Source organism: Pigmentiphaga aceris (genome assembly GCF_008119665.1).
In the GTDB taxonomy this organism is placed as follows: domain Bacteria; phylum Pseudomonadota; class Gammaproteobacteria; order Burkholderiales; family Burkholderiaceae_B; genus Pigmentiphaga; species Pigmentiphaga aceris.
In genome coordinates this window covers 896,006-918,721 of the sequence record NZ_CP043046.1, presented here as the reverse complement: position 1 = coordinate 918,721, position 22,716 = coordinate 896,006, and the positions used below count along the sequence as shown (strand labels likewise).

The following is a 22,716-nucleotide window of genomic DNA, read 5'->3' as shown; positions in this document are numbered from 1 at the left end:
ACCAAAAAACCGCCAACCCCATCGCAAAAAATCGCGACAAGATCAGCGGTTCAGCACAACGCTTCAGCGCACAAAAAACGTGCGCTGAACGCATGCAAACATCAGGTACCCACAACACCACCGTCGATACGGCTGATCACAACCGTAGCCGCGCGCGGACGACCGCCCGACGCCTCCGGCCACTTCGAAAACGCCAGCGGATCAACCGCCGGATCAGCCGCCGGACGGCGTGGGTGGCTACCATATTCACCCGGATGCTGAATGTTCACAAACACATACTTCTGATCCGGCGTCCAGGTAATACCCGTCACCTCACAACCCGACGGACCCACCAGGAAACGACGAATCTCCTTCGTCACCGGGTCAGCCAACAACATCTGATTGTTGCCCTGGCCCTGATACACACCCGTATTGGCAAAACTGCCATCGGTCTGAATCCACAGACGACCATCCGCATCAAACGCCAGACCGTCCGGGCTGTTGAAGGTATTGTCGACCGTCACGTTCGCCGAACCCGAAGCCAGGTTGCCGCGATCCGGGGTGCGGATCGGGTTGCCGGCCAACACGAACAGATCCCACTCGAAAGTGATCGCAGCCGCATCGTTGCCGGTTTCGCGCCAGCGCACGATCTGGCCGTAGACGTTGGCGGCACGCGGGTTCGCATCGTCAACCTTGTCAGCAGCGCGGCTGCTGTTATTGGTCAGCGTCAGGTAGACCTCACCCGTCTTCGGATGCACCGTGACCCACTCCGGGCGATCCATCGGGGTGGCACCCACGGCGTCAGCAGCCAGGCGGGTGTTGATCAGGATTTCAGCCTGCGTGGCGAACAGATCGCCCAGGTTGCGACCACCGCTGATCGGCGTACCGCGATCCAGCAGAATCCAGCGGCCGGTGCCCATGGCGTCGCCCGTGGCGGCACCTGCGTTGAACTGCGCCACGTACAGACGACCGTTGTCCAGCAGGTTGCGATCGGCGTTCGGTGCAGCCGCATCGTACTTGCCTTCGGACACGAACTTGTAGACGTAGTCGTTGGCCTGGTCGTCGCCCATGTAGGCCACGACACGCTTGTCGGTCGAGAAAGTCAGTGCCACGTTCTCGTGCTTGATACGGCCCAGCGCAGTGCGCTTCTTCGGCACCGAGGTGGGATCGAACGGGTCGATTTCAACGATGTAGCCGTGGCGGTACGACTCGTTGCGCTCTTTTGCGTAGTCGAAGCGCGCATCGTGCTCTTCCCAGCGGTTGCCGCTGACACCGGCGCTCAGGCCGTAGCGACGCTGGCTGGCGTTGCGGGTGTCGGTGCCCGACAAGGTGCCGAAGTAACCGTTGAAGTTCTCTTCACAGGTCAGGTAGGTGCCCCAGGGCGTGAAGCCGTTGCCGCAGTTGTTGAAGGTACCCAGCGCCAGCGTGCCGCTGGTGTCTGCCGAGGTCTGCAACAGCGGGTGGCCAGCAGCCGGGCCGGTCAGCGTGAAGGGCGAGTAGGCGGTCAGGCGACGGTTGTACTTCGACGGGACCACAACCTTCCACTGGCCGTTTTCCAGCTTCACGTGAGCGACTGAGATGCCGTGACCAGCCTGGCTCTTCCTGACGTTGTCAGCCGACCAGGCTTGCGTGCCGTCCTGAATCGCGGCGGTGAAGAAGAATTCCGGGTTGATGTACTCGTGGTTCATCACCAGCAGACCTTCGGTGCTGGAGGTGCCGGTCAACGGGAAGTAATGCATGCCGTCGTTGTTGTCGCCGAACTGCAGGGCTTGGGCGGCGGCGTCCTCGGTCGCGCGGCCAGTCCAGGCGGGCGAGTTCGAGAACAGCGGGTCACCCCAGCGACAGAACACTTGTGACTGATAGCCTTCGGGCACGGTGATGCCGTCGCCCGAATTGGTGGCAACAGCCTTGAAGCCCAGCAGCGGCTTGACGGGTGCGGGCGTGGTCGGCGGCGTGACGGCGGGGGTATCGTCACCGTCGCCGCCACCACAGGCTGCCAGCGGGATCGTGAAGAAGCTCACGGCACCCAGGCCAAGACCGGTCTTCAGGAAGCCACGGCGCGAAACCGCAGACTTCACGACATCGTTGAAATGCGGGTTGGCAGTGGGGTTGGTCGGGATGTCATCCAGGTCGAACGCGCTCATCGTGGTTTCCATGGCAGTGGCGTCACGCGGCTGCGTGAAGATGCGACATGATGAGAAGCGCAGGTTTCAGGAACGTGTCAGTCAGAAACTTGTCAGCTGTTCTTGACATTTTTTTGTGATTTCTTGGGGTTCGTTTTTTCCGAGCAGGCCTATTACGCGAACGGCATCGGCAAAACGGTAAGCTGTCTGAAGCATTCGCGGTTCGCGAAGCAGCATCTCCACGAGTCATGCATGCCCTGGAAAAATCCGTACTACGACCCCAACAAACCGCATCACACGCCCAGTGGATTTCAGAATCTGGATGAAAACGCACGCCGCTTCGGTGATGTGCGGCGTTGGCAGCGCGAGCGCCGCGCCAACAAGCTGCCCAAGGCACCCGCACAGGGCTACGAGGCCTTTCGTGCGCAGTGGTGGCAGGCGGCAGACTTCTCGGGCACTGGCAATGCCGCGTGGTGGCTCGGCCACGCCAGTCTGCTGCTTCGGCTGGATGGCCAGACCATCCTGACCGACCCTGCCCTGTCGGATCGGGTATCGCCCGTCAGCTTCGCCGGGCCGCGCCGCCTGCTGCCACCGGGTGCCACGGTGGCGACCTTGCCGCGCATCGACATCGTGTTGATCTCGCATAGCCATTACGACCACCTGGACAAGCCCAGCATCCGCAAACTGCTGGCGCGCTTTCCCGACGCAACCTATCTAGTGCCGATTGGCCTGGCCGCCTGGATGCGCGCGCGTGGCATTAGCCGCGTGCAGGAACTGGACTGGTGGGACAACACAGAGATTGGTGGCAGCACCTTCACCTTTGTGCCCGCCCAACACTGGACGCAGCGCACCTTGTGGGACCGCAACCGCAGCTTGTGGGGTGGCTGGGTGGTCAGGCGCGGGGACTTCCGCTTTTACTTTACCGGCGACACCGGCTACACCCGGCATCTGACAGAGATCGGGGATCGGCTTGGCCCCTTCGATCTGGCCGCTATTCCGATTGGTGCCTACGAGCCGCGCTGGTTCATGCAGACGCAGCACATCGACCCGTCGCAAGCCGTGCAGATTCACCGAGAGCTACGCTGCCGTCACAGCTTTGCCATCCACTGGGGCGCTTTTGAGCTTGCCGACGATGCGCTGGACGCACCGCCCGAAGCGCTGGCAGCCGCCATGGCCGATCAAGGCGTGGATGCGGCAACGTTCGAGGTGATACGAACAGGTGCAAGGCTGGACTTGCCGGCGATCAAGGGCGCGGGCTAATCGCACCATCGCAGTCAGCACAATCGTGGCGTCATCCGTGGTGTCATCCACACGACGCCACGCCGAAGATCAAGACCCTGCCGTCACCGCCGTTGCATCCAGTGCACCATCCCAGCCACCGCCCAGTGCCTTCACCAGCAAGGCGCTGGCGGCATAACGGCGTCCCACCACCTGCAAGGTGGCGATCTCGGCCTGGAAGCGCGTGATCTGCGCATTGGCTACCGTGGTGAAGTCCACCAGGCCCGCCTGGTACTGATTCAAGGCCAGACGTTCGGCGTCGCGGGCGGCATCCAAGGCCTGTTGGCGTTTCTCTGCTTCCTGCGCCAGCAGGTCCAGCGCCGACAGGTTGTCTTCGACTTCCTGGAAGCCCTGCAACACGGTCTGGCGATACTGCGCCGCAGCGCTGTCATAAGACGCCACGGCCTGGTCCACCTGCGATTGCCGCAGGCCGCCATCGAACAATGACGCAGCCAGCGCCGCGCCCAGCGACCACGTGCGTGCGGGCGCACTCAGCAGATTGCCGATGGTGCTGGCGCTGCCACCAATCGCCCCCGACAAGGTGAGCGAGGGATAGAACGCCGCCTGCGCCACGCCGATGTTGGCATTGGCCGATGCCGCCAGACGCTCGGCTGCGGCCACGTCCGGACGACGTTCCAGCAAGGTGGAAGGCAAAGCTTCGGGCGTGGTCGGCAAGACCGGCATGACCTCGTTCGGCACCAGCGCGAACTCGGCAGGCGCACGGCCCACCAGAATGGCAATCGCGTGCTCGTACTGGCGACGTGTCAACTCGTAGCCCAGCAAGTTGGCTTCAGCCGAACGCACCTGTGATTCCGCTGTGGCCACATCTACCCGCGTCACCAAGCCTGCTTCGTACTGGTTGCGCGTGACGCGCAAGGTGCGCTGATAGGCATCGATGGTGGATCGTGTGACCCGCGATTGTTCGTCGGTAACCCGCAGCAAGGTGTAGTTCTGCACCAGCTCGGCCTGGGCCGACAGGCGCGCATTGACCAGGTTGGCCACACTTGCCTGTGTGCTGGCGTCGCCCGCTTCGACAGAGCGCGATACCCGGCCCCACAGATCGGGTTCCCAGCTTGCGTCCAGCGACAAGGTCTGGCGGTTGTTCACACCGCTGTTCTGATTGGTGCGGCTGCGGGTGGCACCGCCGGACGCCGACACCGTGGGGTAATAGCCTGCCCGTGCGCCTTCGACTGCGGCGCGCGCGCGACGGTAGTTGGCCAGCGATACCTGCACGTTCTGGTTGTTGGCGTTGAGCTGGGTCACCAGATCGTTCAACACCTGATCGCCATAGACCAGCCACCATTCACCTTTGTGCACCGTATCGGCAGGTGCGGCGACCTTCCACCCCGGAGCGGCTTCCTTGAAATGCGCGGGTACTGACATCGCCGGCCGTTGGTAGTCCGGGCCTACTGCAGCACAACCGGAAAGTATCGCGGCGGCCAGCAGGGACAGGACAAGACGAGACGATTTCATGCAGGCTCCGAGGGGACCGCGTGCGTGTCCGGCCCGCGTTTGCCGCGCCAACGCGCGACCCGCTTGCCAGCGCGATCCAGGTATAGATAGACGACCGGGGTGGTGTACAGCGTCAGCAGCTGACTCATGACCAAGCCACCGACAATCGCGATGCCCAGGGGCTGACGCAGCTCTGCGCCATCACCGCTGCCCAGGGCCAGCGGCACTGCGCCGAACATCGCGGCGAGCGTGGTCATCATGATCGGCCGAAAGCGTAACAGACATGCTTCATAAATGGCATCGCGCGGCAGCATGCCGCGCTTGCGCTCGGCCTCCAGGGCGAAGTCGATCATCATGATGGCGTTCTTTTTCACGATGCCGATCAACAGCAAGATGCCGATCAACGCAATCAGCGTGAACTGCATGTTCACGGTCCACAGTGCCAGCAAGGCCCCCAACCCGGCCGAGGGCAGCGTGGACAAGATCGTCAGCGGGTGAATGTAGCTTTCGTACAGCACGCCCAGTACCAGGTAGACGGCCAGCACGGCCGCCACCAGCAGCAGCACCTGGCTTTTCTGGCTGTCCTGCAGGCTGCGCGCCGTGCCCTGGAAACTCCCGGTCACCGTATTGGGCATGCTGATCTGCACCACCACCCGGTCGATCACTTCCTGCGCCTGCGCCAGCGCCACACCTTCCGGCAAATTGAAGGAAATCGTGGCAGCGGCAAACTGCCCCTGGTGATTCACCGACAAAGGCGCATTGGTCGGTGCCCAACTGGTGAAGGCCGACAGGGGCACGGCTTCGCCACGGGTGTTGATCACGGTGAATTTGCGCAGCGTGTCGGGCTGCTGGGTGTACTGCGGTTCGGCTTCGACCACAACTTTGTACTGGTTGCGATCCTGGTAGATCGTCGACACCGTGTTCTGCCCCAGTGCGGCATACAAGGTCTGGTTGGCAATGCCGGGCGTAATGCCGTAACGCGTCATCGCATCGCGGTCGTAGATCAGACCGATTTCCTGGCCTTTGTCTTCCTGGTCGGAATTCACGTCGGTCAGCAAAGGCTCGTTGATCAGCGCCTGGCGCAACCTGGGTTCCCAGGTACGCAGCGCCTGCAAATCGTTGGATTGCAGCGTGTATTGATAGGTGGCGTTGGACGAGCGCCCGCCTGCACGCAAGTCCTGCACCGGGCTCATGAACAGGTTGACACCTGCAACCTTGGTCGATGCGGCACGCAAGCGTGCAATCACCTGCTGCGAGCTTTCCTTGGCACGTTCACCCACCGGCTTCAAGGTGATCTGCATGCTGCCGCTATTGCTGCTGCCAAAGCCGGACGAGCCCGTCGAACCAGACACCGTGGCCACGGCCGGGTCGGCCATCACAATGCCCATCAACTGCTCCAGCTTGTCGCGCATGGACTGGAAGGACACGCTCTGGTCACCGCGCATGAATCCCTGGATGCGGCCGGTGTCCTGTTCCGGGAAGAAACCCTTGGGCAAGGCCGCGAACAGGTACACGTTCAGCACCACCGCCACCAGCAGCGACAACATCATCAGCACGCCGTGGTTCAGCGCCCAGCGCAGGCTGTTGCCGTAGCCGCGCTGCACTGCTGCCAGGCCGTCGTTGAACTTGCGCACCACCCAGATCGGCGGGCGCTTTTCGTCACGCTCGGCGCGCAGCAGACGCGCGCACATCATGGGCGTGGTGGTCAGCGATACCAGCAGCGAAATCGCAATCGATGCTGCCAGCGTCACGGCGAATTCGCGGAACAAGCGGCCCACCAGATCGCTCAGGAACAGGAAAGGAATGAACACCGCGATCAGCGACAAGCTCATCGACAAGACCGTGAAGCCGACCTCGCGTGCGCCCTTCAGCGCCGCCTGCATCGGGCTCAAGCCTTCTTCAACATGGCGCGCGGCGTTTTCCAGCACCACGATGGCATCGTCCACCACAAAGCCGGTTGCAATCGTCAAGGCCATCAACGACAGGTTGTTCAAGCTGAAGCCGCACAGGTACATCACCCCGAAAGTGCCGATCAGCGACACCGGCACGGCCACTGCAGGAATCAGGGTGGCACGCACACGGCCGATGAACAGGAACACCACCAGGATCACCAGCCCGACCGCAATGACCAGCGCCCGCTCGACTTCATGCAGCGATGCACGAATGGTTGGCGAACGATCCATGGTGACTTGCAGGTCCACGCTGGCCGGCATCAGCTCGCGCATTTCCGGCAGCGTGGCGTAGACGCGGTCCACGGTTTCGATGATGTTGGCGTTGGGCGCGCGGGTAATGGTCACCAGCACCGACGGCTTGCCGCCGGCACGTCCGGCATTGCGCAGGTTCTCGACCGAGTCGAAGACCGTGGCCACGTCCGACAGCCGCACCGCCGCGCCATTTTTGTAGCTGATGATCAGGGGCTGATAGTCTTCCGCCGTCTTGGCCTGATCGTTGGCCTCGATCTGCCAGCGATGATCGCCTTGTTCCACCGCGCCCTTGGGTTGTGAACGGTTGGCGTTGGAAATGGCGGTGCCGATGGCGGTCAGCGACACGCCTTGGCGCGCCAATGCATCGGGGTTCAGCTGCACGCGCACAGCGGGCAGTGAACTACCGCCGATGTTCACATCGCCCACGCCGTCGATCTGCAACAGCCGCTGCGCAAGCGTCGTGCTGGCGGCGTCGTACATCTGGCCCTGCGTCAATGCGTCGGACGTCAGCGCGATCACCATCACCGGCGCATCCGACGGGTTGACCTTGCGATACGTGGGATTGCGCCGCAAGGAACTGGGCAGCAACGGACGCGCCGCGTTGATCGCGGCCTGCACATCACGCGCCGCGCCATTGATGTCGCGCTTAAGTTCGAATTGCAGAATCAGCCGCGTCGAACCCAGCGAGCTGGACGAGGTCATTTCGTTGATGCCGGCGATGCGCCCCAATGCCCGTTCCAAGGGCGCGGCCACGGTTGATGCCATGGTGTCGGCGCTGGCACCGGCCAGCGTGGCGGACACCATGATGGTCGGAAAGTCGATCTGCGGCAGCGGCGACACCGGCAGCAGCCGGAAGCCCAGCACCCCGGCACACACCACCGCGATCGTCAGCAATACGGTGGCGATCGGCCGGTGGATGAAAATGTCGGAGAAGCCCCTCATGCGGGCAGGTCCTGGGGTTTGTCGCCATGGTGACCACCATGCTTGTCGCCGTCCTTGCCGTCATGCATACGACGGCGCAGACGTGACGACAGCCCATCGAAGGCCAGGTAGATCACCGGCGTGGTGAACAGCGTAATGATCTGGCTCAGGATCAGCCCGCCCACCATCGCAATGCCCAGCGGCTGACGCAATTCGGCACCTACACCCGTGCTCAACATCAGCGGCAAGGCACCCAGCAATGCTGCCATGGTCGTCATCAGAATCGGGCGGAAGCGCAGCAGGCAAGCCTGGTAGATGGCTTCGCGCGGTGCCATGCCCTGCCCGCGTTCGGCGGCGAGGGCGAAGTCGATCATCATGATCGCGTTCTTCTTCACGATGCCGATCAGCAAGATGATGCCGATGATGGCGATCACGCTCAGGTCCTTGCCGGCGAACATCAAGGCCAGCAATGCGCCCACACCTGCCGTCGGCAAAGTAGACAGAATCGTCACCGGGTGAATGTAGCTTTCATAGAGCACGCCCAGCACGATATACATGGCCACGATGGCCGCCAGGATCAGCCACACTTCATTGCCCAGCGACGACTCGAAAGCCTGCGCAGTGCCCTGGAAGCGCGTCTGAATGTCGGTAGGCAAGCCGATATCCAATTCGGCCTGGCGCACCAGTTCCACCGCTTCGCCCAGCGACACGCCATCGGCCACATTGAAGGACACAGTGGTCGATGGGAATTGGTCGATGTGGTTGATCGACAGCGGGCCATTGCGTTCAGACACTTTCGCAATGCTGCTGAGCGGCACCATGCCGCCACCGGTAGAAGCCAGGTAGATGCCATCGAGCGCGCTCAAGCCGCGTTCGTTCACATTGGCAATGCCCAGCACCACACGGTACTGCGCTGCTTGCGTGAAGATCGTGGAAATCAGGCGCTGACCGAACGAGTCGTACAGTGCGCTGCCAATCGCCGCCACCGAAATACCCAGACGGCTTGCCGCATCGCGATCGATATCGACATAGGCCACCAGGCCCTGGTTCTGCAGATTGCTGGTGACATCGCGCAGCGACGCTTCCTGCCCCATGCGCGCCACCAGTTTCGGTGCCCACTCGCCCAGCGCCTCCAGCGTGCTGGCCTGCAAGGTGAACTGATACTGCGTGCGCGACACACTGGTCTCGATGGTCAGATCCTGCACCGGCTGCAAGTAGGTGGTGATGCCCGCCACCTTGGCCAGTTCGGGTTGCAGACGCGCCATGATTTCGGGCGCACGTGCACTGCGGTCTTCCAGCGGTTTCAGATTGATCTGCAGGCGACCGGCATTGAGCGTGGCGTTGTTGCCATCGACCCCGATGAACGACGACAGACTTTCCACATCCGGGTCACGCAAAATGACATCGGCCACTTCCTGCTGACGCGCCGACATGGCCGCAAATGAAATGCTTTGCGAAGCTTCCGTTACGCCCTGGATCACCCCGTTGTCCTGCACCGGGAAGAAGCCTTTCGGAATCGCGATGAACAGCACCACGGTCAGCACCAGCGTACCGAAGGCCACCAGCAGGGTCAGCACTTGGTGACGCAGCACCACCGTCAACAGACGGCCATATTGCGCAATGACGCCGTCGAAGAAACGCTCGCTCCAGCGGCTGAAGCGGCTTTGCTTTTCTGCCGGTTCGTGACGCAGCAGCTTGGCGCACATCATGGGGGTAAGCGTAAGCGAAATCACCGCAGATATCAGAATCGCTACCGCCAGCGTGATCGCAAATTCCCGGAACAACCGTCCCACCACATCGCCCATGAACAGCAGCGGAATCAACACTGCCACCAGCGAGAACGTCAGCGAAATAATGGTGAACCCGATCTCGCCCGCGCCCTTGATGGCAGCAGCCAGTGGCGACTCGCCTTCCTCGATATAGCGCGAGATGTTCTCGACCACCACGATGGCATCGTCGACCACAAAGCCGGTGGCAATCGTCAGCGCCATCAGCGTCAGGTTATTGATCGAAAAACCTGCCAGGTACATGACCGCAAAGGTACCGACCAGCGACAGTGGCACGGCCACCGCCGGAATCAGGGTGGCGCGTGCACTGCGCAGGAACACGAAGATCACTGCCACCACCAGGCCGATGGCCAGCAGCAGTTCCAGCTGCGTGTCTTTCACGGAGGCGCGGATGGTGGACGTGCGGTCGGTCAGCATGGTGACCTTCACATCGGCCGGCAGGCCTTCCTGCAACTGCGGCAGCAAGGCGCGCAGCGTGTCCACCGTGCTGATCACGTTGGCACCCGGCTGGCGCTGCACGTTCACGATGATGGCCGGATTGCGGTTCGCCCAGGCCGACAGCTTGGCATTTTCCGCGCCGTCACGAATGCTGGCCACGTCGCTCAGGCGCACCGGCGCATCGTTCTTGTAGGCAACGATGATGCGCCGGTATTCCTCGGGCGAGCGCAGCTGGTCGTTGGCCGAGATCGACGAAGAACGCGTCGGGCCGTCGAAACCGCCCTTGGCACTGTTGACGTTGGCGTTGGTGATGGCCACCCGCACCGCCTCGCTGGTCAGGCCATACGAGGCCAATGCCTGCACGTTCAAGTCAATGCGCACAGCAGGACGCTGCCCGCCCGACAGGCTGACCAAGCCCACTCCCGACACCTGCGACATGCGCTGCGCCATGCGGGTATCGACCAAATCCTGCACCCGCGTAAGCGGTGTGGTCACAGACGTCACACCCAGCGTCAGAATCGGCGGATCGGCGGGATTGACCTTGCTGTAGATCGGCGGGGCCGGCAGATCGGAAGGCAGCAAGTTGCTGCCTGCGTTGATCGCGGCCTGCACTTCCTGCTCGGCCACATCGAGTTCAAGTTCCAAGCCGAACTGCAAGGTGATGACCGATGCGCCCCCCGAGCTTTGCGAAGACATCTGGGTCAGGCCGGGCATCTGGCCGAACTGACGTTCCAGGGGTGCCGTCACGGCAGATGTCATTACCTCGGGGCTTGCTCCCGGGTACAAGGTGACGACTTGAATGGTCGGGTAATCGACCTCGGGCAAGGCCGAGATCGACAGCCCGCGATACCCGATGATGCCGACCAGCAGCAGCGCCAGCATCAGCAAGGTGGTGGCGACCGGCCGTTCGATGAAAATGCGTGACGGATTCATGAAGCTTGTCCGATCACACAACAGGAACTGATGTACATGACATGCATGGCCATGCTCACTGCGCCGGACGTGCGCGGCGGGGGGCACCCGGAGGCGGTGCGGTACGGGCCGGCGGCGGGGCCTCGGCCAGCATCACGGCAATGCCATCGGTCAGTCGATCCACACCGTCGGTGACCACCCGCACGCCACCCGCCACCCCTTCGGTGATGACGATTTTCTCGCCTTCACGCGGGCCGGTCTTGACGATCTGCATCTTCACCTTGTTGTCGTCGCCCAGCACCCACACGTAGCTACCCTTGGTACCGATTTGCACTGCCGCAGACGGTGCCACCACGGCTTGCGCAATCACACCGGTCTGAATGCGCGCATTCACGAACTGATTCGGAAACAGGCCGTGGTCGGCATTGTCGAACACGGCTTTCAGACGGAAGGTACCGGTGGTGGTGTCCACCTGATTGTCGATGCTGGCCAGCTTGCCCGTGGCCAGCACCTTGGAATTCTCGCGATTCCAGGCTTCGACCTTCAGCGCGTTGCCCGCATAGAACGGCGTGACGATTTCAGGCAGGCGGGTTTCGGGCAGCGGGAACACCACATTGATCGGCTGCACCTGGGTGATGATCACCAGGCCATTGGCGTCCGATGTGCTCACCTGATTGCCGATGTCCACCTGCTTCAAGCCCACCCGGCCCGAAATCGGTGCGGTCACCCGGCTGAATTCCAGCTGCAGGCGCGCAGCCGCCACCGCAGCTTCGCCCCCTTTCACCGAGGCTTCCAGTTGCTGCACCAGCGACGCCTGGGTATCGACACGCTGGCTGGCCACCGATTCCTGCTGCAGCAGCGTGCGATAACGCGCCAGGTCGGCCCGGGCATTGGCCAGCGTTGCGCGGCTGGTGCCCAGTTCGGCCTCGGCCTGCGCCAAGGCCACCTGGAAAGTGCGCGGGTCGAGCTCAGCCAGCAGTTGCCCGGCCTTGACCTCTTGCCCTTCGGTGAAGTGCAGCTTCATCAACTGCCCGTTGACCCGGGCACGCACGATTGCCGTGTTCATGGCGGTGACGGTACCTAGCCCCGTCAGAAAAGTCGGCACGTCGGCGACTTCGGTGGTGGCTGCTTTTACCGTGACCTGCGACATGCGCGGTGCCCCACCTGCGGCGGGACTGCCAGCGGCCGGCGCACCTGCCGGGCGACCGCCTGGGCCACCCGTCCCGGTGGCGGCAACCGGTGTTGTTTTATGCCTCACATATGCGATGCCGCCCCCGACGATGGCAACCAGGAGAAGGAGCAGCAGAATTTTCTTGGCAGTACGCATGAGTCGAGCGGGCTTCCGAGTGGGCGCACGCCGAAAGTCAGGCGGCGGCGGTGTGGGGGCGGCTGGGCACTGTGCAGACAGGGGGTAGGCGTGTGACGAGCCCTACGCGGTCCGTTTGGAAGATCCGAAGGCTGGTTCTGAATACTAGTGGTGGAGACTAGTTCCGAAGACTAGCAATCGGATGCGTAGGAATTATGGAGACAGCCATGAAGACGCCCATGGGGACACACACCGTCGGCGATTATCCACTGTAGCGTGGGCGCACGTGGCGGGCAGCATCAAGAAAAGTGCTGCAAGGGCTTACAGGTGGGCTTGAGAGCGAGCTTAGGGGAAGCGTACGAAAGCGCTTGAAACCAGGCTTAAAACGGGCTTAAGACCGGGCTTGAAAACAGACTTTCAAGCAGCCCCAAGAACGGGCTGCCTCCGCAGCCCTGCCAAGCTTTAACCAGCAGCGCGCGCCGCCCCACTTCCCGGCAGCACATCATTGGCGATCATCTCGCCAAACGGCCCGGTGATATTGGTCGTGCCGCCACGTGCCAGGCTTGCGTAAGGTTCGGGCAGCAAGGGGAACACCAGTTCGGCAAACCGATAGGCTTCTTCCAGGTGCGGATACCCGGAGAAAATGAAGTTGTCGATGCCCAGGTCTGCATACTCGCGAATACGCGCGGCCACCGTCTGCGGATCACCCACCAGGGCCGTGCCTGCGCCCCCACGCACCAGCCCTACCCCTGCCCACAGGTTCGGATAGATCTCAAGCTGATCGCGTCGTCCGCCATGCAAGGCGGCCATGCGACGCTGGCCGACCGAATCGAACCGGGCGAACGAGGCCTGTGCCGATGCAATGGTGTCGTCCGACACATGCTCGATCAGCTCGGCAGCAGCAGCCCAGGCTTGTTCATTGGTGTCGCGCACGATCACGTGCAGGCGCACACCGAATTTCACCGTGCGCCCCAGCGCTGCGGCACGCGCCCGCACATCGGCAATCTTGCGGCCCACTGCTTCAGGCGGCTCGCCCCAGCTCAGGTAGACATCGACCTGCTCGGCAGCCAGTGCATGCGCCTCGTCGGACGACCCACCGAAATACAGGGGCGGGTAAGGTTTCTGCACTGGCGGGTACAGCGCCTTGGCGTTTTCCACCTTCAGGTGCTTGCCGTCGAAGTCCACGGCTTCGCCCTGCAACACGCGACGCCAGATTTTCAGGAACTCAGACGCAGCCTCATAGCGTTCGCTGTGATCCAGGTGCAGGCCATCGCCCCGGTTTTCATCCGGGTCTCCGCCTGTGACCACGTTGATCAGCAGCCGCCCACCCGACAAGCGGTCCAGCGTGGCGGCCATGCGCGCCGACACCGTGGGCGAAATGATGCCGGGGCGAATCGCCACCAGGTAACGCAACCGTTCGGTCAGCGGTGCCAGCGCCGACGCCACCACCCAGGAATCTTCGCAAGACCGGCCAGTGGGAATCAGCACGCCGTAATACCCCAGGCTGTCGGCGGCTTGCGCCACCTGCCTGAGATAAGACAGCGACACCGGTCGAGCGCCATGGCTGGTTCCGAGATATCGGCCATCGCCATGGGTGGGAAGAAACCAGAGAATGTTCAGCGCAGCGCTCACGGACGATTCCAAGAAAGACCCGGCCTCCGGGACCGCGACGCGGCCGCCACGAAAGACGGAAAACGCGCAGCATGCAGCGGGTTGCCCCGATAGTTCAACCTTACCCTTATGCGATAAAAATCTAAGGGCGCGCGTACGCGGTGACACGCTCGCTACAATGCCCCCGGGATGCCATGACAATCCCGCGCGTGCGATGTCGGATGCGTGATGTCGGACGCGTCAGTAATGGATCAGGCAATGCAACAGCAGGAAGATTTACAGGCGGGCACGGACACCCCCATGTCCTTGCCCATTCTCGATGCGCTGGCAAAACTGCTGGCCGAGGCCACGCGTACCCGGTCGGCCTACACCGGTGGGCACAGCGATCGGGTGCCGGAAATTGCACTGGCCTTGCTCGACGCCACCATCGCCACCCAGACCGGCCCGTTTGCCGATTTCGCCCTGACCGCCAGCGAACGCGAAACCTTCCGGTTGGCCGCCTGGTTGCACGATTGCGGCAAGCTGCTGTGTGCCGACCCGATTCTGGACAAGGCCACCAAACTGGAAGCGGTGCAGAACCGCATCCACGAGATCCGCACCCGCTTCGAAGTGCTGTGGCGCGATATCGAACTGGACTACTGGCGCGAACTGCATGCCGGTGGCGATGCGCAGGCCCTGGACACCAAACGCCGCAACGCCCAGCAGACCCTGCAGGAAGAATTCGACTTCATCGCCCGGGTCAATACCGGCAACAAACCGCTGCACGCCGGTGACCATGCCCGACTGCGCGCAATCGGTGCCCGCACCTGGACGCCCTATTTCGACCGCAGCCTGGGCCTGTCACGCGAAGAGCAGATGCGCCAGGCAGAAGGTGGCATTGCCTCCTTGCCCGCGCGCGAACGCCTGCTGGCCGACCGCCCCGAACACGTGGTGCCCTGGGGGGACGACGCGCCACCCGTGACCCGCGACGACCCGCGCAATCACTGGGGCTTCGACATGCAGTTGCCGCCCCATGCGGCGCATCACGGAGAACTGCACAACCTGGGCGTGCTGCGCGGCACCCTGAATGACGCCGAGCGCTTCCACGCACACTCGCATGCGGTGCACACCATGACCATGCTCAGCACCTTGCCGCTGTCCGGCGACTTCGCTGCGCTGCCCGCATTGGCTGCCAATCACCACGAGCGCCCTGACGGCTCGGGCTACCCGCGCCGCCTGCGTGGCGATGCGCTTGGCATTCCTGACCGCATTCTGGCGATCGCCGACATTTTCGAAGCGCTGACCGCCAACGATCGTCCTTACAAGCCGCCCTACTCGCTTGCCCAGACCCTGGAGACCATGCAGGGCATGGTGCGCGCCGGCCACATCGATGCAGACCTGTTTGCGCTGTTCCTGCGCAGCGGCGTGTACCGACGCTATGTCGATCTGCATCTGCCGGGCGAGCCGGTGCTGGATGTCGAGACCTATCTGGATGTGCCGCGCAATCCGCAGGTGCATCGCGCTGCCGGCAAAGCCTGAACGCAGGCACGCAATGCAGACACGAATGCACGCACTTACATCCGCGAACCACGCAGTCGAAAACGGACGTTGCAAGGTGGTCAAAGGCCATGACGCCCAGGGGCCGGACGCGTACAATCCCGGCATCCTGAACTCAGCGGGGCTAGCCCTCCGCGCCATCGTCATGGCCTTACCGCCACGACCCACTCCATATTGCTGCACTAGCTGTCTGGTCAACTCACGGCCTCATGCACGTGTCTCGCTGATCGCGCCGACCTCGTCGGCCGCCTGATCGCTGGCCCGCGCGGGGCCTGTTTTTGCATTCTCGCGCGATGGTCGATACCTCTCCAGATACCCCGGTCCGCAAACGCGGGCTAGACCCAGAAGACGCCCAGGAAGCCCTGGATCGCGTCCACGAACTGCTGCGCCGGCAGCGCATGGTCGAAGACCTGGTGCATCGCCAGGAAGAAGGCGACGCACGCGCCGATGTCGTCGAATCGCTGGTGCATCGCCAGCACGATGCCGAGCTGCGCACGCTGCTGAACGCGCTCGACCCGGCCGACATCGCCTTCATTCTGGAATCGCTGCCCACCGACGAACGCCAGGCCATCTGGCGCCTGGTGCGCGCCGATTACGACGGCGAAATTCTGCTGGAAGTCGCCGACTGGGTGCGCGAGTCGCTGATCGCCACCATGGACCAGGAAGAACTGGTCGCGGCGACCGAAAACCTGGAAGCAGACGAGCTGGCCGATCTGGCCCCCGACCTGCCGCCCGAAGTCGTGGCCGAGGTCCAGAAAGGCCTGACCGACGAAGAGCGCGCGCGCCTGTCCGCGGTGATGAGCTACCCGGAAGACTCGGTTGGCGCGCTGATGGACTTCGAGATGGTGCGCGTGCGTGACGACGTCACGCTGGAAGTGGTGTTGCGCTACCTGCGCCGCCTGCAGGAACTGCCCGACCATACCGACCAGATCTTTGTCGTTGACCGCCAGGACCGCCTGCAGGGCAGCCTGTCCTTGGGCAAGCTGCTGATCAGCGACCCGGATGTGAAGGTGTCCGACGCCATGGATACCGGCATCCTGTCACTGGCACCGCTGGACGAAGCCGACGAAGCCGCAGCGGCCTTCGAGCGTTACGACCTGGTGTCGGCCGCGGTGGTCGACGGCCTGGGCCGCCTGATCGGCCGGCTGACCGTCAACGAGGTGGTGGACTACATCCGCGAGGCCTCGGACGAACAGACCCTGTCGAAAGCCGGTCTGCAGGAAGAAGACATCTTCGCGCCGGTCAAAAGCGCCATCCGCAACCGCACGCCCTGGCTGCTGGTGAACCTCTGTACGGCGGGCTTTGCGTCGTTCGTGGCTTCGCGCTTTGAAGAAACCGTGGGCCAGATCGTGATACTGGCATTTTTGATGTCGATCGTCGCCGGCATTGGCGGCAACACCGGCAATCAGACCATGACCTTGATCATCCGCGCGCTGGCCGTCGGCCGGGTGTCGTCGGCCAATCTGGTCCGGCTGGTCAAGCGCGAATTCCTGATCGCCCTGTTGGTAGGCCTGGGCGGCGGCCTGGTGGCAGCAGCGTTTGCATGGGCAATTTCGGGCCGCTTCACGCTTGGTCTGGTGATGATGGCCGCGATGATCCTGAACATGATGATCGGTTCCGGCGTGGGCATTCTGGTGCCGCTGCTGCGTGACCGCTTCGGCAAAGACCCGGCGCTGGGATCGTCCGTGCTGCTGACCTTCGCCACCGATACGTTAGGATTCCTGATCTTTCTCGGCCTGGCGACGATCTTCCTGCTGTAAGAGGTATGTCGCTACGCCGCGCTACATGACCGACATGGGGTCACAGAACCCCGGGAGATTCAGATGAACGCACCCGACATGGCGCAGGCCACCCTCAACACCGCGAGCAGTTCAGCACCGACCGACGCCAGCGCAGAGCCCATCTTGCTGCGCGAGGACAAGCAGGGCGTGACCACACTCTGCCTGAATCGCCCGCTGCAGTTCAATGCCTTGTCCGAGGCCATGCTGGACGCCTTGCAGCGCGAACTGGCGGCAATTGCCAGCGACACCAGCGTGCGTTGCGTGGTGCTGTCGGCGGCCGGCAAGGCATTTTGCGCCGGGCACGACCTGCGCCAGATGCGTGGCAGCCCCCGTCTTGATTACTACCAGGACCTGTTCTCGCGTTGCGCGGGGGTAATGCAAGCCGTGCAGGCATTGCCAGTGCCGGTGATCGCGCGTGTGCACGGCGTGGCCACGGCAGCGGGCTGCCAGCTGGTCGCCAGTTGCGACCTGGCCATCGCCAGCGAAAGCGCGCGTTTTGCGGTGTCGGGCATCAATGTCGGCCTGTTCTGCGCCACGCCCGCAGTGGCCTTGACCCGCAACGTACCCACCAAACGGGCGTTCGACATGCTGGTCACCGGCCGCTTCATCGATGCGGCAACCGCTGCCGACTGGGGCCTGATCAATGATGCCGTGCCGGATGCCGATCTGGATGATGCGATTGCCGACAAGGTGGCAGCCATCCTGGGCAAGAGCGCAGCAGCCATCCGTTATGGCAAGGCGATGTTCTATCGGCAGCGTCAGATGGACTTGGCCGAGGCCTATGCGTACGCAGGCGATGTGATGGCGCGCAACATGATGGAAGAGGACGCTGGCGAAGGCGTGGATGCCTTCCTGGAGAAGCGCAAACCGGTCTGGAAGTCGTGATTGTTGTTTGCAGCCTGCCGTTGATTTCCATGGCCAGTCGCGGGTAGCCCACATACCCGCACCGACAAGCCCGGACGCATTCCGAACACACCATGAAAAAAGCCCCGCGATCCAAAGATCGCGGGGCTTTGTCACATCAAGCAGACCGAAAAATCAGGTCAGCTTGCCGTGGCACACCTTGTACTTCTTGCCGCTACCGCACGGGCACGGATCGTTGCGGCCGACCTTCGGCAGCAGATTGCGCACCGTCTCGGCATCTGCCGGGGCCGGAGCCGCAGCCAGCGCCTCGTCGTAATTGGCGTGGTGGTACTGCACCTGCGCCGGCTGGGCAGCCTGCGCTTCGGCTTGCTCCATCTGCTCGGCCGACTGCACGCGCACCGTCATCAAGACCTTGACCACATCGTCGCGGATGCGATCGAGCATGCCCGAGAACAGCTCAAATGCCTCGCGCTTGTATTCCTGCTTCGGATTCTTCTGCGCGTAACCACGCAGATGAATACCTTGGCGCAGGTGATCAAGCGAGGACAGATGCTCGCGCCAGTGCGTATCGATCGACTGCAACACGATCGAACGTTCGAACTGGCCCCACATCTCGGCACCGACTTGCTCGACCTTGGCGTTGTAGGCTGCATTGGCGGCCGCCACCACACGTTCCACGACATCTTCGTCGCTGAGCGTGGTTTCGGTTTCCAGCATTTTCACCAGCGGCACTTCCAGTTGCCATTCCGATGCCAGCACGTTTTCCAGGCGGGCAATGTCCCACTGCTCTTCGACCGAATCGGCCGGCACGTATTCACGCACCAGTGCGGTGAAGGCAGCTTCGCGCAGGTTGCTGACGGTGTCGGCAATGCTCGACGCTTCCAGCACGTCGTTACGCTGAGCGTAGATCACCTTGCGCTGGTCGTTGGCGACGTCGTCGTATTCCAGCAATTGCTTGCGGATGTCGAAGTTGCGGCTTTCGACCTTGCGCTGGGCGGTCTCGATCGAACGCGACACCATGCCTGCCTCGATCGGCTCGCCTTCGGGCAGCTTCAGGCGTTCCATGATGCCGCGCACGCGGTCACCCGCGAAGATGCGCATCAGCGGATCTTCCAGCGACAGGTAGAAGCGCGACGAACCCGGGTCACCCTGGCGACCGGCACGGCCACGCAGCTGATTGTCGATACGACGCGATTCGTGACGCTCGGTGCCGATGATGCGCAGACCACCCGCCGCCTTGACCGCCTCGTTCGCCGGCTTCCATTCCTGACGGATGGTGTCGATGCGCGCGTTCTTGTCGGCTTCCGTCAGCGATTCGTCGTGGCGGATCAGGTCGATCTGCTTTTCCAGGCTGCCGCCCAGCACGATGTCGGTACCGCGACCGGCCATGTTGGTGGCGATCGTGATGTGACCCGCCTTGCCGGCTTCGGCCACGATCTCGGCCTCACGGGCGTGCTGCTTGGCGTTGAGCACTTCGTGCTTGATCTTGGCCTTGGTCAGCAGATCGGACAGCAGTTCCGAATTTTCAATGCTGGTGGTACCCACCAACACCGGCTGTCCACGTCCATGGCACTCGCGGATATCCGCGATGATCGCACCATGCTTTTCGTGGTCGGTCTTGAACACCTGGTCATTCTGGTCGTTACGCGCCATCGGCCGATTGGTCGGCATGATGATGGTTTCCAGACCGTAGATTTCCTGGAATTCAAAGGCTTCGGTGTCGGCCGTACCGGTCATGCCAGCCAGCTTTTCGTACATGCGGAAGTAGTTCTGGAACGTGATCGACGCAAGCGTCTGGTTCTCGTTCTGAATCTTCACGCCTTCCTTGGCTTCCACCGCCTGGTGCAGGCCGTCGGACCAGCGGCGACCGGTCATCAGGCGACCGGTGAACTCGTCGACGATGACGACTTCGCCGTCCTGCACGACATAGTGCTGGTCGCGGAAGAACAGGTTGTGGCCGCGCAGCGCCACCATCAGGTGGTGCATCAGCGAGATGTGACGCGGGTCGTACAGCGACTCACCTTCCGGCAACATGCCCAGACGACCCAGAATCGCTTCCGCGTTTTCGTGGCCGGCTTCCGACAGGAACAGCTGATTGCCTTTCTCGTCGACCCAGAAGTCGCCAGGCGGCTCGGGTTCGGTCGGCTTGGGTTCCGTGGCCATGCGGGTCAGCAGCGGCGGCACGGCGTTCATGCGGATGTACAGCTCGGTGTGATCCTCGGCCTGGCCGGAGATGATCAGCGGGGTACGCGCCTCGTCGATCAGGATCGAGTCCACCTCGTCAACGATGGCAAAGAACAGCGGGCGCTGACGCCGATCGCCGAGCTGATACTCCATGTTGTCGCGCAGATAGTCGAAGCCGTATTCGTTGTTGGTGCCGTAGGTGATGTCGGCAGCGTAGGCTTCTTTCTTCTGTTCGTTGGGCTGCTGCGACACGATCACGCCAACGCTCATGCCCAGGAAGCGATACAGACGCCCCATCCATTCGGCATCGCGCGACGCGAGGTAGTCGTTGACCGTGACCACGTGAACGCCCTTGCTGGCGATCGCGTTCAGGTAGGCGGGCAGCGTGGCGACCAGGGTCTTGCCTTCGCCGGTACGCATTTCCGCGATACGGCCGCTGTGCAACACGATGCCGCCCAGCAACTGCACGTCGAAGTGACGCATGCCGAGGGCGCGCTTGCCACCTTCGCGAACAACCGCAAAGGCTTCTGGCAGCAGATCGTCCAGGGTGGCACCCTGTTGGAAACGCTGGCGGAATTCGACGGTTTTCGCAGCAAGCTGCTCGTCCGTGAGCGCGGCCGTTTGAGGTTCGAGCTCATTGATGCGCTCGATCGTCTTGCGATATTGCTTCAGGAGCCGGTCATTTCGGCTACCGAAAATCTTCTTGAGCAGAGAGGAAACCATCGCGTTCTGTTAAAGGGCTGATTAACCAGTTTAGCATCGGGTCAATCCCTTGATATTCAAGCCCTGTACCAAGGTGATTCGGACCCCGCTCCGGCCCTCATCCTGTCGCTGAAACCGCGCTGAATCAGGGCCTGCCGCCTGCCCCGGCACTCATGCTCGCCAAGGTGGCCGGACGCGCCTGATCCCCCAGAAAACGCACGGGATCGACCGCCACACCAACCGTCCTGACCTCGAAATGCAGATGCGGCCCGGTGGACCGCCCGGTGCTGCCCACCAGCGCGATCTGCTGCCCGCGCCGCACCAGGTCACCGCGTTTCACCAGCAACACCGATGCGTGCGCATAACGCGTGACCAGGTCGTTGCCATGATCGATCTCCACCATCTGCCCGTATTCCGAGTGCATTCGCGCATCGATCACGATGCCGCTGGCCGCAGCCAGAATCGGCGTACCCATCGGCGCGGCAAAATCCTGCCCTTCGTGCATGGCCTGTGAACGCGTGATCGGATCGGTGCGCATGCCAAAGGTCGAGGTGATGAACCCGAAGGCGATCGGCATCACGGTTATTACCGGTCCTGGGCTGGCACCAAGAGCAGGGCGCGCAGCCGCCTCGAAACCTTGCTTGATGTCCAACACCCGCACGGGCGCATTTCGGCGGGCCAGGCCCTCCAGCCGTTCGCGTTCATAACTGAGTTGTGCAGCCGTCATCATCGGCCCGCCCACCGCGGGAGGGCCAGCCAATGCAGGGGTGCTGATTGATAGCGCACCAACTGATAGCGCGCCGATTGATAGCGCACTGACCGAGAGCATCAAGCACACGGCCCGACGCAAGCCAGCCCGGACGGCCCGGCGGATTGCACAGCCGTGCCCGGCAACCGTACCGATTGCGGGGCCTGGCCTGAGCGCATCACGCGCGTGCACTATGATTATCTGCAAGACAGAGGTGCTCCACCGAAGCTCTGGAACCAGACAGACAATGCGTCCGCTGTACAAACACCCACGGAAAGGCCAAAAGGCACCGCAGGATCCTGCCACCAAGACTGCCGCATTAGCATGGCTGCGTCATGACGGTCGTACTGCCGGTTTGCTGGCCACTGCCCACCAGCACATGGACCTGGAACAACATCTGCGCGCGGCATTGCCTGCCGCGCTGCAGTCGTCGTGTCACGTCCTGCGTTTCGAAGACGGGCAATTGACCATCGGTGTGCCGGCTGCCGCGCATTCGGCAAAACTCAGACAATTGGCCCCGCGCATCGCAAGCAGTCTGGAAAAGCGTGGATGGCAGGTTAATGGGATCGCGGTACGTGTCCAAGCAACGTTATCGCGCCCATTGGGCGGGGTCGTAGCCCCCAATCCGGTAGGCCGGCCAAACCAGATCGGCTCTCCTGGCATACAGGCTTTCGCGGATCTGCAGGACAAGATCAGCGATGGTCCGCTGGCGCAGGCCGTGGCCCGTTTGGTGGCACGCAGGCGTGAAACGTGAACGACGAGCGGCGTAAAACAGGGTGGTAAACGCTCGACGGTAAGCGCGTTTTCAATTGGCACGCCCATAGATCAAGGACGGCGAATCAGCGTCCAGGGCATGCCAGACAGGCTTGTTGCCGACCTTAGGTGGTGGC

13 protein-coding genes are annotated in these 22,716 nt (G+C 62.7%); 5 read left to right on the top strand and 8 right to left on the bottom strand.

The window, feature by feature from the left end:
* Positions 1–101: 101 nt before the first annotated feature.
* Positions 102–2,123, bottom strand: coding sequence for a PhoX family protein (locus FXN63_RS03765; RefSeq protein WP_148812980.1), 2,022 nt, complete (start codon positions 2,121–2,123; stop codon positions 102–104).
* Positions 2,124–2,354: 231 nt separating this feature from the next.
* On the opposite strand from FXN63_RS03765, the gene FXN63_RS03760 reads away from it, so the two are divergent.
* The gene (locus tag FXN63_RS03760; RefSeq protein WP_148812978.1) at positions 2,355–3,362 is read left to right on the top strand and encodes an MBL fold metallo-hydrolase; all 1,008 of its coding nucleotides are present in this window, start codon (positions 2,355–2,357) and stop codon (positions 3,360–3,362) included.
* A gap of 69 nt (positions 3,363–3,431) precedes the next feature.
* Here the strand turns inward: FXN63_RS03760 and FXN63_RS03755 are convergent, their stop codons facing one another.
* The 5 genes from FXN63_RS03755 to ssuD all read right to left on the bottom strand — a co-directional run bounded on the left by FXN63_RS03755 (position 3,432) and on the right by ssuD (position 14,020).
* A complete protein-coding gene (locus FXN63_RS03755; protein ID WP_148812976.1) occupies positions 3,432–4,853 on the bottom strand; it encodes an efflux transporter outer membrane subunit in 1,422 nt (473 codons plus the stop codon).
* The gene (locus FXN63_RS03750; RefSeq protein WP_148812974.1) at positions 4,850–7,978 is read right to left on the bottom strand and encodes a multidrug efflux RND transporter permease subunit; all 3,129 of its coding nucleotides are present in this window, start codon (positions 7,976–7,978) and stop codon (positions 4,850–4,852) included. The genes FXN63_RS03755 and FXN63_RS03750 overlap by 4 nt, the downstream gene beginning before the upstream one ends.
* The gene (locus FXN63_RS03745; RefSeq protein ID WP_148812972.1) at positions 7,975–11,115 is read right to left on the bottom strand and encodes an MdtB/MuxB family multidrug efflux RND transporter permease subunit; all 3,141 of its coding nucleotides are present in this window, start codon (positions 11,113–11,115) and stop codon (positions 7,975–7,977) included. The genes FXN63_RS03750 and FXN63_RS03745 overlap by 4 nt, the downstream gene beginning before the upstream one ends.
* Positions 11,116–11,170: 55 nt before the next feature.
* A complete protein-coding gene (locus FXN63_RS03740; protein ID WP_148812970.1) occupies positions 11,171–12,421 on the bottom strand; it encodes an MdtA/MuxA family multidrug efflux RND transporter periplasmic adaptor subunit in 1,251 nt (416 codons plus the stop codon).
* A gap of 441 nt (positions 12,422–12,862) precedes the next feature.
* Positions 12,863–14,020: an FMNH2-dependent alkanesulfonate monooxygenase gene (gene ssuD, locus FXN63_RS03735; RefSeq protein WP_148818895.1), complete on the bottom strand. Its 1,158-nt coding sequence runs from the start codon at positions 14,018–14,020 to the stop codon at positions 12,863–12,865.
* Positions 14,021–14,311: 291 nt separating this feature from the next.
* Here ssuD and FXN63_RS03730 point away from each other — a divergent pair, with 291 nt between their 5' ends.
* The 3 genes from FXN63_RS03730 to FXN63_RS03720 all read left to right on the top strand — a co-directional run bounded on the left by FXN63_RS03730 (position 14,312) and on the right by FXN63_RS03720 (position 18,213).
* Positions 14,312–15,529: an HD-GYP domain-containing protein gene (locus tag FXN63_RS03730; protein WP_187395094.1), complete on the top strand. Its 1,218-nt coding sequence runs from the start codon at positions 14,312–14,314 to the stop codon at positions 15,527–15,529.
* A 296-nt stretch (positions 15,530–15,825) separates the two neighbouring features.
* Positions 15,826–17,307, top strand: a complete 1,482-nt coding sequence (gene mgtE, locus FXN63_RS03725; protein ID WP_425468657.1) for a magnesium transporter — start codon at positions 15,826–15,828, stop codon at positions 17,305–17,307.
* 78 nt (positions 17,308–17,385) lie between these two features.
* Positions 17,386–18,213, top strand: a complete 828-nt coding sequence (locus FXN63_RS03720; protein WP_148818893.1) for an enoyl-CoA hydratase — start codon at positions 17,386–17,388, stop codon at positions 18,211–18,213.
* Positions 18,214–18,366: 153 nt separating this feature from the next.
* Here FXN63_RS03720 and secA read toward each other — a convergent pair whose 3' ends face one another.
* Positions 18,367–21,099 (bottom strand): preprotein translocase subunit SecA, encoded by a 2,733-nt coding sequence (secA, locus tag FXN63_RS03715; protein WP_148812963.1) that lies wholly within the window; start codon positions 21,097–21,099, stop codon positions 18,367–18,369.
* Between the two features lie 124 nt (positions 21,100–21,223).
* Positions 21,224–21,838 (bottom strand): M23 family metallopeptidase, encoded by a 615-nt coding sequence (locus tag FXN63_RS26990; protein WP_425468656.1) that lies wholly within the window; start codon positions 21,836–21,838, stop codon positions 21,224–21,226.
* Positions 21,839–22,019: 181 nt separating this feature from the next.
* Between FXN63_RS26990 and FXN63_RS03705 the strand changes: the two genes are divergently transcribed.
* Complete coding sequence (locus FXN63_RS03705) at positions 22,020–22,580, top strand: DciA family protein (protein ID WP_148812959.1); 561 nt, start codon at positions 22,020–22,022, stop codon at positions 22,578–22,580.
* Positions 22,581–22,716: the final 136 nt, after the last annotated feature.

Excerpts from the sequence above, each read along its gene's own strand:
- FXN63_RS03720 (WP_148818893.1), top strand. The coding sequence starts at position 17,386 with ATGGCGCAGGCCACCCTCAACACCGCGAGCAGTTCAGCACCGACCGAC.
- FXN63_RS03730 (WP_187395094.1), top strand. The coding sequence starts at position 14,312 with ATGTCCTTGCCCATTCTCGATGCGCTGGCAAAACTGCTGGCCGAGGCC.
- FXN63_RS03755 (WP_148812976.1), bottom strand. The coding sequence starts at position 4,853 with ATGAAATCGTCTCGTCTTGTCCTGTCCCTGCTGGCCGCCGCGATACTT.
- secA (WP_148812963.1), bottom strand. The coding sequence starts at position 21,099 with ATGGTTTCCTCTCTGCTCAAGAAGATTTTCGGTAGCCGAAATGACCGG.
- FXN63_RS03765 (WP_148812980.1), bottom strand. The coding sequence starts at position 2,123 with ATGAGCGCGTTCGACCTGGATGACATCCCGACCAACCCCACTGCCAAC.
- FXN63_RS03760 (WP_148812978.1), top strand. The coding sequence starts at position 2,355 with ATGCCCTGGAAAAATCCGTACTACGACCCCAACAAACCGCATCACACG.
- FXN63_RS03705 (WP_148812959.1), top strand. The coding sequence starts at position 22,020 with ATGATTATCTGCAAGACAGAGGTGCTCCACCGAAGCTCTGGAACCAGA.
- FXN63_RS03750 (WP_148812974.1), bottom strand. The coding sequence starts at position 7,978 with ATGAGGGGCTTCTCCGACATTTTCATCCACCGGCCGATCGCCACCGTA.
- FXN63_RS03745 (WP_148812972.1), bottom strand. The coding sequence starts at position 11,115 with ATGAATCCGTCACGCATTTTCATCGAACGGCCGGTCGCCACCACCTTG.
- FXN63_RS03740 (WP_148812970.1), bottom strand. The coding sequence starts at position 12,421 with ATGCGTACTGCCAAGAAAATTCTGCTGCTCCTTCTCCTGGTTGCCATC.